The sequence below is a fragment of the Salegentibacter salarius genome (assembly GCF_900168265.1).
GTDB classification, from domain to species: Bacteria; Bacteroidota; Bacteroidia; order Flavobacteriales; family Flavobacteriaceae; genus Salegentibacter; species Salegentibacter salarius.
Genome location: NZ_FVZF01000002.1, coordinates 104123 through 120981 on the forward strand (window position 1 = coordinate 104123; position 16859 = coordinate 120981).

General features: G+C 37.2%; 15 protein-coding genes. 7 read left to right on the top strand and 8 right to left on the bottom strand.

Annotated elements, in window-relative coordinates; genetic code table 11:
- Together topA and B5440_RS01785 are read right to left on the bottom strand one after the other, a co-directional pair.
- Positions 1 to 2553, bottom strand: a complete 2553-nt coding sequence (gene topA, locus B5440_RS01780; protein WP_070053781.1) for a type I DNA topoisomerase — start codon at positions 2551 to 2553, stop codon at positions 1 to 3.
- Positions 2554 to 2744: 191 nt separating this feature from the next.
- Positions 2745 to 3989, bottom strand: coding sequence for an LVIVD repeat-containing protein (locus B5440_RS01785; protein ID WP_070053782.1), 1245 nt, complete (start codon positions 3987 to 3989; stop codon positions 2745 to 2747).
- A gap of 142 nt (positions 3990 to 4131) precedes the next feature.
- Here B5440_RS01785 and miaB point away from each other — a divergent pair, with 142 nt between their 5' ends.
- The 7 genes from miaB (at position 4132) to groL (ending at position 10825) form a co-directional block, all read left to right on the top strand.
- Positions 4132 to 5577: a tRNA (N6-isopentenyl adenosine(37)-C2)-methylthiotransferase MiaB gene (miaB, locus tag B5440_RS01790; protein ID WP_070053783.1), complete on the top strand. Its 1446-nt coding sequence runs from the start codon at positions 4132 to 4134 to the stop codon at positions 5575 to 5577.
- Between the two features lie 61 nt (positions 5578 to 5638).
- The gene (locus B5440_RS01795) at positions 5639 to 6919 is read left to right on the top strand and encodes a sigma 54-interacting transcriptional regulator (RefSeq protein ID WP_070053784.1); all 1281 of its coding nucleotides are present in this window, start codon (positions 5639 to 5641) and stop codon (positions 6917 to 6919) included.
- A gap of 18 nt (positions 6920 to 6937) precedes the next feature.
- On the top strand, positions 6938 to 7441 hold the full coding sequence (locus tag B5440_RS01800; RefSeq protein WP_070053785.1) for an LptE family protein: 504 nt from the start codon (positions 6938 to 6940) through the stop codon (positions 7439 to 7441).
- A 2-nt stretch (positions 7442 to 7443) separates the two neighbouring features.
- Positions 7444 to 8319: a hypothetical protein gene (locus tag B5440_RS01805; RefSeq protein ID WP_070053786.1), complete on the top strand. Its 876-nt coding sequence runs from the start codon at positions 7444 to 7446 to the stop codon at positions 8317 to 8319.
- A complete protein-coding gene (gene secG, locus B5440_RS01810; protein WP_070053787.1) occupies positions 8316 to 8660 on the top strand; it encodes a preprotein translocase subunit SecG in 345 nt (114 codons plus the stop codon). Before B5440_RS01805 ends, secG begins: the two co-directional genes overlap by 4 nt.
- Positions 8661 to 8813: 153 nt before the next feature.
- The gene (locus B5440_RS01815; RefSeq protein ID WP_057482963.1) at positions 8814 to 9089 is read left to right on the top strand and encodes a co-chaperone GroES; all 276 of its coding nucleotides are present in this window, start codon (positions 8814 to 8816) and stop codon (positions 9087 to 9089) included.
- A gap of 95 nt (positions 9090 to 9184) precedes the next feature.
- A complete protein-coding gene (gene groL, locus B5440_RS01820) occupies positions 9185 to 10825 on the top strand; it encodes a chaperonin GroEL (protein ID WP_057482962.1) in 1641 nt (546 codons plus the stop codon).
- A gap of 157 nt (positions 10826 to 10982) precedes the next feature.
- Here the strand turns inward: groL and B5440_RS15675 are convergent, their stop codons facing one another.
- From B5440_RS15675 to B5440_RS01845, 6 genes are all read right to left on the bottom strand, one after another.
- Positions 10983 to 11264 carry an SRPBCC domain-containing protein gene (locus tag B5440_RS15675; protein WP_232755994.1) on the bottom strand — a complete coding sequence of 94 codons (282 nt, stop codon included), beginning with the start codon at positions 11262 to 11264 and terminating at the stop codon, positions 10983 to 10985.
- Complete coding sequence (locus B5440_RS15680; RefSeq protein WP_232755995.1) at positions 11255 to 11431, bottom strand: SRPBCC family protein; 177 nt, start codon at positions 11429 to 11431, stop codon at positions 11255 to 11257. The genes B5440_RS15675 and B5440_RS15680 overlap by 10 nt, the downstream gene beginning before the upstream one ends.
- Positions 11432 to 11603: 172 nt before the next feature.
- Positions 11604 to 14249, bottom strand: coding sequence for a carboxypeptidase-like regulatory domain-containing protein (locus tag B5440_RS01830; protein ID WP_070053788.1), 2646 nt, complete (start codon positions 14247 to 14249; stop codon positions 11604 to 11606).
- A gap of 31 nt (positions 14250 to 14280) precedes the next feature.
- A complete protein-coding gene (locus tag B5440_RS01835) occupies positions 14281 to 15081 on the bottom strand; it encodes a GLPGLI family protein (RefSeq protein WP_070053789.1) in 801 nt (266 codons plus the stop codon).
- The gene (locus tag B5440_RS01840; protein WP_070053790.1) at positions 15078 to 15878 is read right to left on the bottom strand and encodes a GLPGLI family protein; all 801 of its coding nucleotides are present in this window, start codon (positions 15876 to 15878) and stop codon (positions 15078 to 15080) included. Before B5440_RS01840 ends, B5440_RS01835 begins: the two co-directional genes overlap by 4 nt.
- A gap of 10 nt (positions 15879 to 15888) precedes the next feature.
- Positions 15889 to 16707 carry a GLPGLI family protein gene (locus tag B5440_RS01845; protein WP_070053791.1) on the bottom strand — a complete coding sequence of 273 codons (819 nt, stop codon included), beginning with the start codon at positions 16705 to 16707 and terminating at the stop codon, positions 15889 to 15891.
- Between the last annotated feature and the right edge of the window lie 152 nt (positions 16708 to 16859).

Consider the following 16859-nt stretch of genomic DNA (forward strand, 5'->3'; position numbering starts at 1 on the left):
TTATTTCTTCTTTTTGGTAGTGGTTTTCTTTTTCGCAGTCGTCTTCTTAGCTGCAGTTTTCTTTTTAGCCGGAGCTTTCTTTTTGGTGGTTTTTTTCTTCTTTTTAGACTTTTCTTCTAAAATCTCCTGCACCTCCTGTAAAGTCAAATTCTCGGCATCTGTGGTTTTTGGCAATTCAATTTTAGTCTTGCCTTTTATGATATTAAATCTTCCCCAACGTGCCTTTTCAACTCTAATTCCCTCTTCTTCCCAGTTGTGGATCAACTTCTCACGCTCTTTACGCTTTTTATCCTCAATTAGGGTTTCAATATCTTCAATAGATAAATTATCAAAATCGTATTTCTTGTTGACATTAATAAAAATACCATTCCACTTTAAGAAAGGACCAAAACGACCTACCCCTTTTTGTACCGGCATATCTTCGTAATGGTGAATTGGCGCATCTGCTTTTTCCTTTTCCTTTATCAACTCCATTGCACGTTCAAAATCTACGTTTAATGGATCTTCCCCTTTTTCAAGAGAAACATATTTTTTACCAAATTTCACATAAGGACCAAAACGGCCATTATTTACCTCAACTTTTTCATCTTTATATTCCCCTAATTCCTTCGGAAGCTGAAAAAGATCCATCGCTTCTTCGTAAGTAACCGAATCTAAAGTCTGGTCTGGACCAAGACTGGCGAATTTTGGTTTTTCATCATCCTCTACAGAACCAATTTGAACCATCGGCCCAAATTTCCCTAAGCGTACACTTACCGGTTTTCCGGTTTCCGGATCCTCGCCTAAAATCCTTTCTCCAACTTCACGGTCGGCATTTTTAGCTACATCTACAACCTGCGGATGAAAGTCTTCATAGAATTCTTTCATCATATGCGTCCACTCTTCATTTCCTTCCGCGATATCATCAAAACTTTGTTCAACTCTAGCGGTAAAATTATAATCAAGAATGTTTGAAAAATGATTCACAAGAAAATCGTTCACCACCATACCTACGGCAGTTGGTACTAATTTCCCTTTATCACTTCCAACGGTTTCAGTTAATTTATTCTCTTTAATATCTTCTCGTTTAAGCACAAATTGCAAATACTCGCGCTCTGTACCATCTACCGATCCTTTTTCTATATAATTCCTATTCTGAATGGTAGAAATTGTAGGCGCATAGGTAGAAGGACGTCCAATTCCCAATTCTTCCAGTTTCTTCACTAAAGAAGCTTCTGTATATCTATATGGCGGTCTTGTAAATCGTTCGGTTGCGGTTATATATTTATTGTTAAGCGGCTGATTTTCCTTTAAAGCCGGTAACATTCCGTTTTGCTCTTCTGCATCTTCATCATCATCTGTGCCTTCTAAATAAACTTTTAGAAAACCATCAAATTTCAATACCTCACCATTTGCAGTAAACAATTTGTCGTGCTTAGAAGCTTCAATTTTTACATTGGTACGCTCTAATTGGGCTTCACTCATTTGCGAGGCGATTGCTCGTTTCCAGATCAACTCATATAAGCGCTGCTCGTCCCGATCTGCTCTTACCGAATGATTCGCAAAATTAGTTGGCCTAATCGCCTCATGAGCTTCCTGTGCGCCTTTAGTTTTTCCTTTAAACTGCCTGGATTTAGCGTATTTATCTCCGTAAGCTTTTAAAATTTCTTCTTTAGCACCTTTTCTAGCATCTTCTGAAAGGTTTACCGAATCTGTTCTCATATAAGTAATATGACCCGCTTCGTATAAACGTTGTGCCATAGTCATGGTTTTACTTACTGAAAAATACAACTTCCTGGCAGCTTCCTGTTGCAAAGTTGAAGTGGTAAACGGCGGTGCCGGAGATTTTTTTGCAGGTTTGGTAGTAAGTTCTGCTACTTTATAATCTGAGCCAAGGTTTTGCTGAAGAAATGCTTCAGCTTCTTCCCTGGAATCGAAGTTCTTTGGAATTTTAGCTTTAAAAGATTTACCATCTTCTGTAGTAAATTCGGCGTCTATTCTAAAGGAAGCTTCCGCAGTAAAATTTTGAATTTCTCGCTCTCTTTCTACAATAAGTCGCACTGAAACAGATTGCACTCTTCCGGCAGAAAGACCTCCTTTAACTTTTCGCCATAAAACCGGTGAAAGCTCGTATCCTACCAACCTGTCTAAAACCCTACGCGCTTGTTGGGCATTTACCAGGTTATAATTAATTCCTCTTGGATTATCAATTGCTTTAAGAATAGCCGATTTAGTGATCTCGTGAAAAACAATTCTTTTTGTTTTCTCTTCTTTAAGATTAAGCTCCTCTGCAAGGTGCCAGGCAATAGCTTCTCCCTCCCGGTCTTCATCACTTGCCAACCAAACCATTTCTGCATCTTTGGCGAAACCTTTAAGTTTTCTAACTACATCTTTCTTGTCTTTAGAAACTATATATTTTGGTTTAAAATCGCCATCAGTATCTACACCTAATTCTTTCGTAGGTAAGTCGGCTATGTGCCCAAAACTGGACGCTACCTTATAATCTTTTCCTAAAAATTTCTCGATGGTTTTTGCCTTGGCAGGGGACTCTACAATCACTAAATTCTTTGCCATAACTCTATTTTTCTAGCTGCAAAAGTATATCAATTTTTTTTTAACAGCCTACATGATTTTATAAAACAACTACAAATACCTTGTAAAACAGCCGCATTCAAGACTTCGCGAATAAAAATTATTTTATCTGAAATTTATAAAAAAGCCCCGCAATTTTGCGGGGCATCCTTAAAAAACCAAACAAAACAAAATCAATTGAGGCTAAAAGAACTTAGTAAATTGATCTCATTACCCTTATAAGTATATTGGAAAAGTGTATTATCCCCAACCATTAAGAGCACTTCCTCTAAAGGTATGACGTCATAGGTGTTAATGTCCTGAAAGTGATCTGTTAGTTCCAGGTTGGGGGTATTTTTTGTATCATATATTTTTAAACCGGCGGTACCATCGCAAACAAACAACCAATCGTCTTTCACGCCCAGTCCGTATGGATTTTCCATATCATAAGATATCATTAATTGCGGATTGGACTTATCGGCTACATCTATTACATCAAGTTGGCTCCATTCCTGCCCGCAAGCATTTCCTCCGCGAATCGTTACATAAGCGATATCATCTTTTACCACCACGGGATCACAACCTAGAATATGACTAAACATAGATTTAAACTGAGGCGCAGCCGGATCTTCTAAACTATAGATATACATCCCGCTAGAACTTCCAAGATACAGATGATTCTCTTTGTAAAAGATGGTTTCTATATCACTTCCCACCCATTCGCTTTTTATCAATTCCGGATTTCTTAAGCCGGCAATATTGAAAACCGATAATTTATTTTGATCTACGACATACAAATAATCCTCGTTAATATTAAATCGAGCCAGTGAACCTCCGGTGCCCGAGCCTCCCGAATAGTTAGCATCATTTGTAATTGCTCCTTCAGAAAACCACGGCTCACTGGCCATTTCAATCTTTCGGGTCTCCATGAGATAACCCATTACAACCTGGGTTTCACTATTAAAATTATCGCTATCTACAAAAGTTGCATTTGCAGGAATACGACTATTATGATTTGGAAAAACGTTTTTCATTCTTCCTTCCTCCTTGATATTATTCATTTCGCTAAGATCAAAAACCACGAGATCCATAGCCGAATTTGCGAACAGCATATTATCTTTTACCGCGATATCTGTATTCAGCGGAATTTCAAGAAATTTAATTTTTACAGGATTCCGATGATGGGTATTGTCTATAATATGAACTCCTTTTTGATCATCATTTATAAAAACATAGTCTCCATAGGTGTAGATCTTCCCTGCTTCCGCAATGGCTCTTGGTTCAGATATCTTCACCATAGCCCTAAATTCTTCAATAGGCTTTACAATGGGAACCGCCACATTATAAAATTCTCCTTCAGTATCATCTTTTTCGCAAGAAGTAAATAGAGCCATTAAAGCCAGGAGCAGCAGCGTAATTATACAATAGAAAAATCTCATAATAATCAGGTTGGTTTCTATATAGATGCAGCAAACACGAAAAGGTTGCGTAAGAAAATTAAAAAAATTGCTGTCACTTTGTCAGAAGTTCGTTTTACCCTTATCTTTGCATTTCTTAATCCTGAAAAGGAAACTTTGAATTATGGAGAAGACAATAGACGAAAAAAAACAGGGAAACACTCTGGTGATGGAGCCTAAGCAGGAAAACAGCCGTAAACTTTTTATTGAAAGTTACGGCTGCGCGATGAATTTTAGCGACAGTGAAATTGTTGCTTCTATCCTTGCTAAAGAAGGTTTTAATACCACACAAAAACTTGAAGAAGCAGATCTTGTTTTAGTAAACACCTGTTCTATTAGAGAAAAAGCCGAACAGACCGTTCGCAAAAGACTTGAAAAATATAACGCGGTTAAAAAAATTAATCCAGGGATGAAAGTGGGCGTTTTAGGCTGTATGGCCGAGCGTTTAAAAGAGAAATTCCTGGAAGAAGAAAAGATCGTAGACCTTGTAGTTGGGCCAGATGCCTATAAAGATCTACCTAATCTAATTAACGAAGTTGAAGCGGGTCGGGATGCTATAAATGTGCTTCTTTCTAAAGAAGAAACCTATGGCGATATTTCTCCCGTGCGTTTACAAACCAATGGAGTTTCAGCCTTTGTCTCTATAACCCGCGGTTGCGATAATATGTGCACCTTTTGCGTGGTGCCTTTTACTCGAGGAAGAGAAAGAAGTCGCGATCCGCAAAGTATCGTAAAAGAAGTAAATGAACTTTGGGAAAAAGGATTTAAGGAAATCACACTTTTAGGCCAAAACGTAGATAGTTACTTATGGTATGGCGGCGGACTTAAAAAAGATTTTAAAAATGCTTCTGAAATGCAAAAGGCCACGGCTACAGATTTCTCCGCACTTTTAAGACTGGTCGCCGAAGCACAACCCAAAATGAGGATTAGGTTCTCGACTTCAAATCCGCAGGATATGACTTTGGAGGTGATTGAAGTTGTGGCCGCTTATCCGAATATTTGTAAGCATATTCATCTACCGGTTCAAAGCGGGAGCGACAGGATCCTAAAAGAAATGAACAGGCTACACACACGGGAAGAATATTTCAAACTTATAGACTATATAAGAGAATTAATGCCCGAATGCTCTATTTCCCAGGATTTGATAGTTGGTTTTCCAACTGAAACCGAAGAAGATCACAAGGATACTTTATCATTAATGGAATACGTAAAGTATGACTTCGGATACATGTATGCTTATTCTGAAAGGCCCGGCACTATGGCTGCACGGAAACTGGAAGATGATGTCCCTGCAGAAACAAAACAAAGAAGATTGGCTGAAATAGTAAAACTTCAACGGGAACATAATCACTTTAGAACACAAAGATTTCTTGGAGATACCGTAGAGGTTTTAATTGAACGAGAATCGAAAAAATCTAGCGAACATTGGAGCGGCCGTACCACACAAAATACGGTAGCTGTTTTTCCTAAGGAAAATTACAAAGTTGGAGATTTTGTAAACGTAAAAATAAACGATTGTACCAGTGCTACCTTAATCGGGGAAGCGGCTGGCTATAGTGAAAATAACTAAAAATATCAATTATTTCTAAACAAGTATAAATTTAGCTTCAAGGAAATAATAGCATTTATATATGGAATCAATTCAGGCAGTAAAACAGCGGTTTGGAATAATTGGCGACGATCAACGCCTTAACCGCGCTATAGAAAAAGCGATCCAGGTTGCCCCTACAGATATTTCGGTATTGGTAACCGGGGAAAGTGGGGTTGGTAAAGAAAGTATTCCAAAAATAATCCATTCCCTTTCTCATAGAAAACACGGGAAATACATCGCAGTTAACTGTGGTGCAATTCCAGAAGGAACTATAGATTCTGAACTCTTTGGTCACGAAAAAGGGGCTTTTACCGGCGCTACTCAAACCCGAAACGGTTATTTTGAAGTTGCCGATGGTGGAACGATTTTTTTAGATGAAGTTGGAGAATTACCGCTTCCTACACAGGTTAGATTATTACGTGTTTTGGAAAATGGCGAATTTATAAAAGTAGGTTCTTCTAAAGTGCAAAAATCTGATGTTCGTATTATCGCGGCTACCAACATTAATATGCAGGAATCTATTAAAAAAGAACGCTTTCGCGAAGATCTTTATTATAGATTAAGCACTGTAGAAATAAACCTTCCTCCTTTGCGGGATCGTAAAGATGATATTCATTTATTATTTAGAAAATTCGCGTCAGATTTTGCTTTAAAATATAAAATGCCCACCATTAAACTTCAGGATGATGCCGTAGGTTTATTAAAAAAATACCGATGGGGTGGGAATATTCGGCAGTTAAGAAACATAGCCGAACAAATTTCGGTTCTAGAACAGGAACGCATCATTGGCCCGGAACGTTTAAAAGAATATTTACCCGACATTGGCAGTAATTTACCCGCCGTTATCGCCGATAAAAAGAAAGAAAGCGATTTTAGCAACGAGCGTGAAATTCTTTATAAGGTGCTTTTTGATATGAAAAGCGATCTTACAGATCTAAAGAAACTCACCTTAAAGTTAATGGAAAGCGGAAACACGCAGAAGGTTCAGGATGAGAATGAAAGTCTTATTCAAAAAATTTATGGTAACGATGAAGATGGCGAAGATGTAGATGCTGAAGAATTGGATGCACTTAGCAACGAAAACCTGGAGGTGCTTCAAATTCCACAAAACAGTCCAAAATCTGAACTTAATAGGGAAAAGGATAAATATTATTTTGCTGAAGAGATTCAGGAGGAAGAAACCCTTTCTTTACAGGATAAAGAATTAGAACTTATCAAGAAATCTTTAGAAAGACATAGTGGAAAACGCAAAGCTGCAGCTGAAGAATTAGGCATTAGTGAACGCACACTTTATAGAAAAATAAAACAATACAACCTGTAATTTTTAGTCCCCTACTTTATGAAAAAATCTGCTTTTCTTTTATCCCTTGTGCTTTTGTTATGCACACAATCTTGCGGGATTTATTCTTTTACCGGTGCTGATACCGGCGAAGCTGAATCTTTTCAGGTAAATTTCTTTCAAAACCAGGCCGATTTAGTTGAGCCGGGGATAGATAGAACTTTCACCCTGCAATTACAGGATCTTATTCAAAATCAAACCAGTTTAAGCCTGGCAAACAATAACGCCGATCTAATTTTTGAAGGTGAAATCATCGATTTTTATGTAGCACCGATTACCGCTACTTCCGAGAATACCGCTGCACAAAACCGGCTCACCATTGCTGTAAATGTTCGGTATTACAATACTTTGGAACCGGAAAAAGATTTTGAAAGACGATTCTCTTTTTATTACGATTATCCCGCCAACGCACAGCTGGTTGGAGGCACCCTGGAAACCGCGGTAAACGAAATTTACACTCGTTTAACCCAGGATATTTTTAATGCCGCTTTAACCGATTGGTAATTATGGAAGCAACCGAATTCATAAAATTGCTACAACACCCGGCGGGAATTACCGCCACCCAAACCACTGCATTAGAAAAAATAATCCAGGAGGCTCCGTATTTTCAGGCGGCTCGCGCAGTAAGGCTTAAAGGTTTAAAGGAGCACCAGGAATTCAGTTACAACAGCGCACTTAAGAAAACCGCTGCCTACACCACAAATAGAAGCGTACTCTTCGATTTTATTACTTCTGAAGAGTTTAATCAGAACAAGATTGCAAGGCAAATTCAGGATCAGGAAGAGCAATTGCGAAATATTACCGTTTTTGAACCCGAGGAGGTTTTTGCCAAACGAAGTATGGCTATAGACGAAGCCATTAAAATGCAGCAATCGGAATCAGAACAGGTGATGGATCCAGAATTGTTTTCAGAAAAACAAAAGGAAGCCGAAGTTCAAAAAGAACCTGGTACAGAAAAAGATGATTTGAAGTTAGGAGAGCCTCTGGAATTTGATGCTTCAGAATCACATTCTTTTTCAGAATGGCTAAGACTTACTTCGGCCCAACCCATAAAAAGAGAAGAGCAGGAAGAGGAAGAATATCAAAAAGATGAGCTTCAGCATAAAAAGTTTGAACTTATTGATAGGTTTATCTCTAAAAGTCCTAAAATAAAACCCGGTAAACCCACCAATAAATCCAACCTGGCCGAAACAAACACAACCCCGCCTGAGTCCTTGATGACAGAGACTTTAGCCCGTGTTTATTTGGAGCAAAAAAATTATAAAAAAGCAATCCAGGCATATAAAATATTAATTTTGAAAAATCCCGAAAAAAGTGGTTTCTTTGCTGACCAAATTCGGGCAATCGAAAAATTACAAGAAAATAACACAAAGCAAGAATGAGCACATTCACGATTTTTTTAGCATTAATAGTTATTGTAGCCTTTTTACTGGTAGTAGTAATTATGGTACAGAATCCTAAAGGCGGTGGTTTATCTTCCTCTTTTGGCGGTAGCGGACAACAAGTAGGTGGAGTTAAGAAGACCGGAGACTTTTTAGATAAAAGTACCTGGACCTTAGCAACACTTTTATTAGTCCTTATTTTACTCTCTAATGTAACAATTATGGATGATGCTGGTTACGGCGAATCAAGGGTTTTTGACGAAGAAGCAATGCCCGAGAATACCGCTACTCCACCGGCACAAATGCCAGGACAACCTTCAGAATCTGACAGCGCTCAATAAACGCTTCATTCTTTATAAAATATACAAATGCCAGCTTATGACAAGCTGGCATTTTTTGTTGGTAATTGGCAGTAAAAGCGGGGTGGCACAATTTTAGAAATAAGTCTAACCGCTTATTTAAAGATTAATTAACCTAAATAAATTTATAAAAAAATGGGACTAAACATTAAACCGCTCTCAGACAGAGTTCTTATTGAACCTGAAGCTGCCGAAACCAAAACGGCATCTGGAATTTACATTCCCGAAACAGCTAAAGAAAAACCACAACGTGGAAAAGTTGTAGCTGTAGGTAAAGGAAATAAAGACCACGATATGACTGTGAAAGTTGGTGATACTGTGCTTTACGGAAAATACTCCGGTACAGAATTAAAACTTGAGGGTACAGACTATCTAATGATGAGAGAAGACGATATTCTTGCAATAGTATAAGACTTCTTTTCCCCGTTCCCGGGGAAATTTTCAAAATAAATAATAGTACTAATTAGATTTCCGTCTTCACGGAAATGACTAAAAAATAAATAACAATGGCAAAAGATATAAAGTTTGACATTCAAGCCCGCGACGGAATTAAGCGCGGTGTAGATGCATTGGCAAATGCCGTAAAAGTAACTTTAGGTCCTAAAGGACGTAATGTAGTAATAAGCAAATCTTTTGGTGCACCAACCGTGACTAAAGACGGTGTTACTGTAGCAAAAGAGATCGAACTTGAAGACCCACTAGAAAATATGGGTGCTCAAATGGTTAAGGAAGTTGCTTCTAAAACCAACGATCTTGCAGGAGATGGTACTACTACTGCTACTGTACTTGCCCAGGCAATCGTAAAAGAAGGCCTTAAGAACGTTGCAGCAGGCGCAAGCCCAATGGACCTTAAAAGAGGTATAGACAAAGCTGTAACTGCAATCACTAAAGATTTGGAGAAACAAACCAAAGAAGTTGGTGATTCTTCAGAGAAAATAAAGCAGGTAGCTTCTATTTCAGCGAATAATGACGAGCATATTGGTGATCTTATCGCCAAGGCTTTTGGTAAGGTTGGAAAAGAAGGTGTAATTACTGTAGAAGAAGCTAAAGGGACCGAAACTCACGTTGAAGTAGTTGAAGGTATGCAGTTTGACCGTGGTTATCTTTCTCCATATTTCGTAACGAATTCAGAGAAAATGACTGCAGATCTTGAAGATCCGTACATTTTATTGTTCGACAAAAAGATCTCTTCTATGAAAGATTTGCTTCCTGTTCTTGAACCGGTAGCACAATCTGGAAAGCCACTTTTAATTATTGCTGAAGATGTAGACGGCGAAGCTCTTGCTACTTTAGTGGTAAACAAACTACGTGGTTCTCTTAAAATCGCTGCTGTTAAGGCTCCAGGATTTGGAGATCGTAGAAAAGCAATGCTTGAAGATATCGCTATCCTAACCGGTGGTACTGTGATTTCTGAAGAAAGAGGATTCTCTTTAGAAAACGCTACTATTGATATGTTAGGTACTGCTGAAAAAGTAGCTATCGATAAAGATAATACTACTATCGTAAACGGTGCTGGTGATAACAAGCAAATTGAAGAACGTGTAAACCAGATCAAAGCTCAGATCGAAACCACTACTTCAGATTATGATAAAGAAAAACTTCAGGAGCGTTTGGCTAAACTAGCCGGCGGTGTTGCCGTACTTTATGTGGGTGCAGCTTCAGAAGTTGAAATGAAAGAGAAGAAAGACCGTGTAGACGATGCCCTTCACGCAACCCGTGCGGCTGTAGAAGAAGGAATTGTTGCCGGTGGTGGTGTTGCTCTTGTAAGAGCACAAGCCGTTCTTGCTAAATTAAAAGCTGAAAATGACGATGAGGCTACAGGAATTCAGATAGTGGTTAGAGCGATTGAATCGCCGCTAAGAACTATCGTAGAAAATGCAGGTGGTGAAGCTTCTGTAGTGATCAATAAAGTTCTTGAAGGCAAGAAAGAATTTGGTTACGATGCGAAAACCGACACCTTTGTAGATATGATGAAAGCCGGAATTATAGATCCTAAGAAAGTAACAAGAGTTGCGCTTGAAAACGCTGCTTCTGTTGCCGGAATGATCTTAACTACCGAATGTGCCCTTGTTGATCTTCCAGAAGACGACAAAGGTGGCGGAGGTATGCCAGGCGGAATGGGCGGCGGAATGCCCGGAATGATGTAATGGCATAGCCATAACAAATATTAAAAAACCCGTTTCTTTATTGAAACGGGTTTTCTTTTTTTATAATTTATAATAATCATATTTAGTGCCGTCAATCTGAACTTGGTTCAGATTCTATCATGTTAGATCCTGAACCAAGTTCAGGATGACGTTAGTTTTACGTCTTCATAAAATCAAATCCACCTTTTCTCAAATTGATACCGTGTTCCAGGTAGGCTTTTAAACAGGCCAGGAAATTCGCCCAGCCTTCGGTATTTCCGCCATACCATTGAATGCCCATCTCGTCTGCTTTCATCTTTCCTTCGGATATTTTTACCAGCGTACTGGTTTCAGAAACTTCTGCAAGGCTAATTTCAACCAGTAGAGTTTTTTCTGCTGCACCTTCCCATTCAAAGGAAATGAATTCACCAGGAACTAGTTTCAGAACATTTACCGGCACATATCAAATTCAGGAAATTTCCAGCTAATTGTTTTTGCCTCTTCCATCATCCCTGAACTTTCAGCAATAAAATAATGTTTCATGTGTTCAGTATCTATTATCGCCTGATAAACCTCAGCTTTTGGTTTTGCGATTTGCAGGGCGGTTTTAATTTTTAGCATCTTCATGGGACATAAGTTTCCTTAAATATAAAACAGAAATTCTAAACCTCACAGACTTTTAAAACCTGTGAGGTTTAAAAACATACCAAAGAACTCTCCAAATATGAGAACTTAGAATACCTTATAGCTTAGATTCTGAAATAATCTCGAAAGTTTTGAGGACAGGAAAGATGCTTAGTTATAGACTAAATTTTAACGTTGCTAAAACCTGCGAAGGCCTTAATTGATAACTGCTCTGCACGTAATAATATTGATTGTTATATGCATTTATAAAAGTATCCGTATTCAAAATATTTCGCCAACTTAAATTCAAGTCCATTTTGGGCTTTTCAAAAGTAAATTGATAGCCCAGGTTTACAAAATAATTATCCCCATTTTCAGAAAGAGAATTTCCATAATATTCTCCACTCAAACTCAAATATTGATTATCCTTAGGATAAAAATAAAGTTCTATAATATGCTGATGGTTTTCTATTTTTTGAAAATCACTCCCTTCAAAACCTGAAGTATAAGTTGAAAAATTACCTGAATAATTCGCAATTAGCCAACTCGAAATATCAGCTTCCACACTTCCTCTTAAATTAAAACTTTGTGTAGTCACCTCGGCCAGCGTGTTATTTAAAAGCTGTTGCCGCTTTGATAAATTGTATGAGGCATTTAGTTTAAGCGATGTTTTTAATTTCCTAAGGTATTTACTTCCGCCGGCTTTGAAACTATGATTATCAAAACTATTATTACGAGCCACAGCTTCTAAAATTGTTAATCCATTTTCACCAATATTAGAACTGTACAAAAGGTTATTTTCAGAATACGCATACGAGTAAGATGCATTTAAAAACAATTGCTTTAACGGATTTCGATAGCGTAGGCCTCCGCTATAATTTTGTTTTTTTTCTTCGGAAATTGGTGCATTGTAGCGATTTAAATTTCGATAGCCTTTCAGTAAAAATCCGTAATATAATTGCTGAATTTCACCAAAATTATAACTCAATCCTGCTGAAGCATTTGCTTCCAAAAAGGCTGAAATTTTCTTTTTTACGTAAAAATTAGGTTCAAAAACCAAACGATCCAGATTTCTGCTATCTTCAAAATTATCATCTTCAAGGTGAAAGCTTTTAAATTCAAGCGGTGTCCTTAAACGCAAATTCCAGGTTTCATCCTTACTTTCAAATCTGAAGGCGTTTTTAAAATACACCGAAGATTGTACAAATTTGGTTCGGTTTTTAAAATTCACATCCAAAACTTCGTCATCCTCATTAAGAAAAACATCGCTATCTAGCTGCTGATGCTGAAATGAAAAACCGAATTTTGGGGAGATAGTGAATTTCCCCAGTGCTTTTGTGAATCCGGCAGAATTATCGGTATAAATTTTTCTGGCCGATACCAATTGCTGAATTTCATTATAAGGATCTCCATCATTAAAAATAGCTTCAAATTGTCCCGGCTGCACCATTAGATCCTGATTATTTTCTGTAAATCCTGTATTCGAATTAAAAGTGATTAATTGCTTACCCAGGGTCCTAAGCAAACGTAGATCGTTTTTAATTCCGAAGAAAGGATTATCCAGCTGCTGCTTTATTTTTATATCTGGACGATCTATAACACCTCGTGCAGCATTCCAAAATCCGTTAAATTCCAGTTGATTCTTCAGGTAGTTTTTATCTGCATTATTTTCTAAGGTTAGTTTCCCCTGAAGTGTACTCACGTAAAGATCATTGTTGGTATTCTCGATAACATCTATCGTATCTGTAGGCGTAAAATAGCGGGTTTGTGTACTCCCATCCTGTTGCTGGTAATCATTGAGATAGGAGATATTCAGTTTTAGATCTATATTCTCTTTTATACGCTGTAAAATATTTGCAGAACCCAAATGCACATTGTTATCCAACCAACGCTCCTGAGAAAAAGGCGGCTCTGAAATGTTCTGAATCGAAAGCCAATCGGTTTTATCGATCGTAAACTGATCGCCTAAAAAATTAATCGAAAAATCAAGAATCTCCCGGGAAACATCACTACCGGTATTATTACTTTGATAAGTAACAATCGCCTGTTGTTTTTTAGTGAAAATCATGGGCGTTACCTTTGCTTGCCAAAGCAGAGGCGCTGCACCAATCCCGGCGATGGCCGTTCCGCTATACGTAATATCTTTTTTAAGCTTGATATTTATTGAAGCGCGCTCTGAAAACTCCAAACTATCCAAAACTTTTACCGGCTGATGATTTTCCAAAATCTCGACTTTAGAAACCGCTTCGGCAGATAGGTTATTATTCGCCAGATTATAACGCCCTTCTAACAAATCTAAACCTTCGATATAATATTTCTGGATAGGCTCATCTCTATAAAAAATCTGTCCGTTTGGCCGAATATCGATACCCGGTATTTTTTTTAGTACATCAGCGATCACACGGTCATTTTTTCCTTTAAAGGCTGCTACTGAAAAACTAAGTGTATCGCCCCGCTGACGCAAAATTTCAGATTTCACGAGCACCTCTTTTAAAGATTCTGAAGAAGGCGAAAGCTTAACTTTCAATGCCTGTGTTTTATTCTGAATTGTTTTTTTAAACGTACCAAAACCTATGTATGAAACCTTCAAAAACAGGGAATTACTCTCATTTTTGACAGCCATTTTGAATTTTCCATTCGCATCTGAAATACCATAAGCTAATATCGGAGAAACAGAATCTTTACTAACCATTACCGTTGCCCCATTAAGCTTTTGATCTTGATCGTCAAAAACCTGACCCGAGATTTCATTTTGAGAATAACCTATAGAAATGATAAATATCGATATCAGGAATAGGAAAATCTGTCTAAAATGATCCAATTGATTATTTTTTTTGATTGATGATGATTTATTATGGCTGAAGCTCGATTGGATTATTTCGTCTTTTATATTTTTCGCTTAGTTCTTTTCTTGTTTTAGCTTCATCTTCTTCGCTCCAACCGAATTTTATGCCTGCCTTTTGCATTGTACCAATAGGATCACGGTCATAATCGTCCCGAACCTGATCAAGTTCTTGCTGAGAAATAGTTTTATAATTATCCAAATTCAATAGTTTATCTACCGGATTTGCTAATTCCTCAAATGCCGTTAAGCTAAAATGATAATGATTTTTTAGGTCTGAAATCTCTAAAATGAGTCCCGGCAAACCACTAAACTTATAAGGCCCATCGGAGAATGGTAATTCTGGCGCAAACCACGCGATATAATTTCTACCTGCAAAATTACCTGTGGCTTTCTGAACGCTAAAGCCTAAAATTTCTTTATTCTCTGGCTGAATTTCCCAATCAATCTGTTTTAGATCCTGTTTATATTTTAATTCATATTGAAAAACCTTTTCGGCTAAAATAAGTTCGTTATCCTGATAATCTTTATAGATGGTATATTTAAAATCGGTCATTTGATTGTACTCGTCCATCCTCATGTTTACAGGATTTGTCATATTTTCTAAAGAATCTTTAACTGCTTTACCCAGGCTGGAATATCGTGATTGCTCCTCACTTAAATAAAGTACACCAGTTTCAGATTTTATGGAGTTTTCATCTGTCGAATCCTCCTGGAATTCGAGTTGATAGGTAGCTTTATAGGAATACTGATCCTGTGCCTGCAAATTTCCTAAACTAAGTAAAAGCGCTACGATTATAAGACTTCTCATTTTTGTAGTTCTATTTGGTTATTCATTTTCGCAAATCTCTCTTTAAACGATTCAGCATATTTTTTCTTGTTTTCTTCAGAGATGGTTATATTAGGAGGGATGGGAGCATACCCCCATGGGTCTTCCATATATCGTTTCCAAACTTTATATAATTCAGTTTTATTGGTTTCAGCATATTGGCTAAGATTGATCTTGTATTTTAGTTTCGATCTCAATTTTTCAAGACCAAAAAATTCAAACACATAATGCTGCTGTGTATCTTCTAGTTCCAATATCAAACCGGGCAGGCCAGTAAATTTATAAGGCCCGTCTGAAATAGGAATTTCGGTAGTAAACCAGGCTACATAATCCCTCCCACCAAAAGAAGTTTTAGCTTTTTGAACCTCAAAATCTTTAATTTTCTTTTTCTCCGGTAGAATCTCCCATTCAAATTGATTCATTTCCTGGGTATAGTAAAATTGATCACGTGAAATAGTCCTCGTGAAAAACAGCTTATTTTCGCTCCTATGCTTCAAAATGACATATTGAAAATCTGTAACCGCTTCTCGGGAAGTATATGCAGTATTTCCTTTTCTTACAATAGGATTGGCCAGAGTTTTTGCCCGACTGGAAAATTTGGAAAGCTCGTCTCCGGCAAACAAGATCATATATTCAGATTTTGATTCATCCAGATTGGTAGAATCCAATTTATACGTGAGTTTGTAGGTGACTTTATATTCAAATTTATCGCTTAGCTTTTGGGCACTACAAAGTGTAGAAATTAGAATGAACAAAAGAGGTAGATAGCAATATTTCATAGATTAAACTTTATTCCAGTTCAATAGGGTTGTTTCGACTTTTATAATTTTCTTTTAATTCCTTTTTTGCAGATTTCTCTTCCTTTTCAGACCAGCCTATGGTAATACCAGCTTTAGATAAGGTCCCCAAAGGATCACGCGCATAATTTTCCTGAGCAGTTAAAAAATCATTCTTAGAAACTTTAGTATATCGATCTTCATCAGTGCTGACCGTAGCCGCTGTCCCTATTTCTTTAAATCCTGATAATTTAAAATGATAATAATTTTTGGTGTCAGCTATTTCGATAATTAATCCCGGTAAACCGCTAAATTTATACGGACCGTCTGAAACTGGAATTTCAGAAGTAAACCACGCTATATAATCCCTCCCTGCATAAATGGTAGTAGCCTTTTGTACATTATAACCAGAAACTTCTTTTATTTCAGGATGAATTTCCCATTCCTGAAGAGGTAATTCTTCGATATATTTAAACCTGTCTCGTGCAATCTTCTCGAAAAAATAAAGCCTTCCTTCAGTAAGATTTTTAAATAATTTATACTTAAACTTTGTTTGTGGAGGAGCCATAAACCTGCCCGTCTTTTCAAAATTCTTTTTTCTAAGTTCATTAATGGAATCGTGCTTTAAAAAGTTCTCACTGGTAAACCTGGAAATATTATCACCCATATATAGCACCATAGTTTCATTCTGGATAGACTCAGCATCGGTTGAATCTATTTGCCAGGTAAGGTCGTACGTAGCTTTGTACTTAAATTGATCTTCTATCTCTTTGTTTTGTGCAAAAGCGGAAGAAAAAATAAGGCTGAAAATAATCAAAAGGAAAGTCTGCATTAGTGATGATATATTAAGAATTAGATTAATATGATGAATTATTCTTCAATATTAAGAATATATTTATCCTAATAAAAATTTTAACTAAATAAATAGTAGTTAAACTAAAAAAAAAGTTGGTAACATCTTTAAAGAATTATCCGGCTCTATTA

Coding starts and splice junctions, on each gene's coding strand:
- topA (WP_070053781.1), bottom strand. CDS start 2,553: ATGGCAAAGAATTTAGTGATTGTAGAGTCCCCTGCCAAGGCAAAAACC.
- B5440_RS01785 (WP_070053782.1), bottom strand. CDS start 3,989: ATGAGATTTTTCTATTGTATAATTACGCTGCTGCTCCTGGCTTTAATG.
- miaB (WP_070053783.1), top strand. CDS start 4,132: ATGGAGAAGACAATAGACGAAAAAAAACAGGGAAACACTCTGGTGATG.
- B5440_RS01795 (WP_070053784.1), top strand. CDS start 5,639: ATGGAATCAATTCAGGCAGTAAAACAGCGGTTTGGAATAATTGGCGAC.
- B5440_RS01800 (WP_070053785.1), top strand. CDS start 6,938: ATGAAAAAATCTGCTTTTCTTTTATCCCTTGTGCTTTTGTTATGCACA.
- B5440_RS01805 (WP_070053786.1), top strand. CDS start 7,444: ATGGAAGCAACCGAATTCATAAAATTGCTACAACACCCGGCGGGAATT.
- secG (WP_070053787.1), top strand. CDS start 8,316: ATGAGCACATTCACGATTTTTTTAGCATTAATAGTTATTGTAGCCTTT.
- B5440_RS01815 (WP_057482963.1), top strand. CDS start 8,814: ATGGGACTAAACATTAAACCGCTCTCAGACAGAGTTCTTATTGAACCT.
- groL (WP_057482962.1), top strand. CDS start 9,185: ATGGCAAAAGATATAAAGTTTGACATTCAAGCCCGCGACGGAATTAAG.
- B5440_RS15680 (WP_232755995.1), bottom strand. CDS start 11,431: ATGAAGATGCTAAAAATTAAAACCGCCCTGCAAATCGCAAAACCAAAA.
- B5440_RS01835 (WP_070053789.1), bottom strand. CDS start 15,081: ATGAGAAGTCTTATAATCGTAGCGCTTTTACTTAGTTTAGGAAATTTG.
- B5440_RS01840 (WP_070053790.1), bottom strand. CDS start 15,878: ATGAAATATTGCTATCTACCTCTTTTGTTCATTCTAATTTCTACACTT.
- B5440_RS01845 (WP_070053791.1), bottom strand. CDS start 16,707: ATGCAGACTTTCCTTTTGATTATTTTCAGCCTTATTTTTTCTTCCGCT.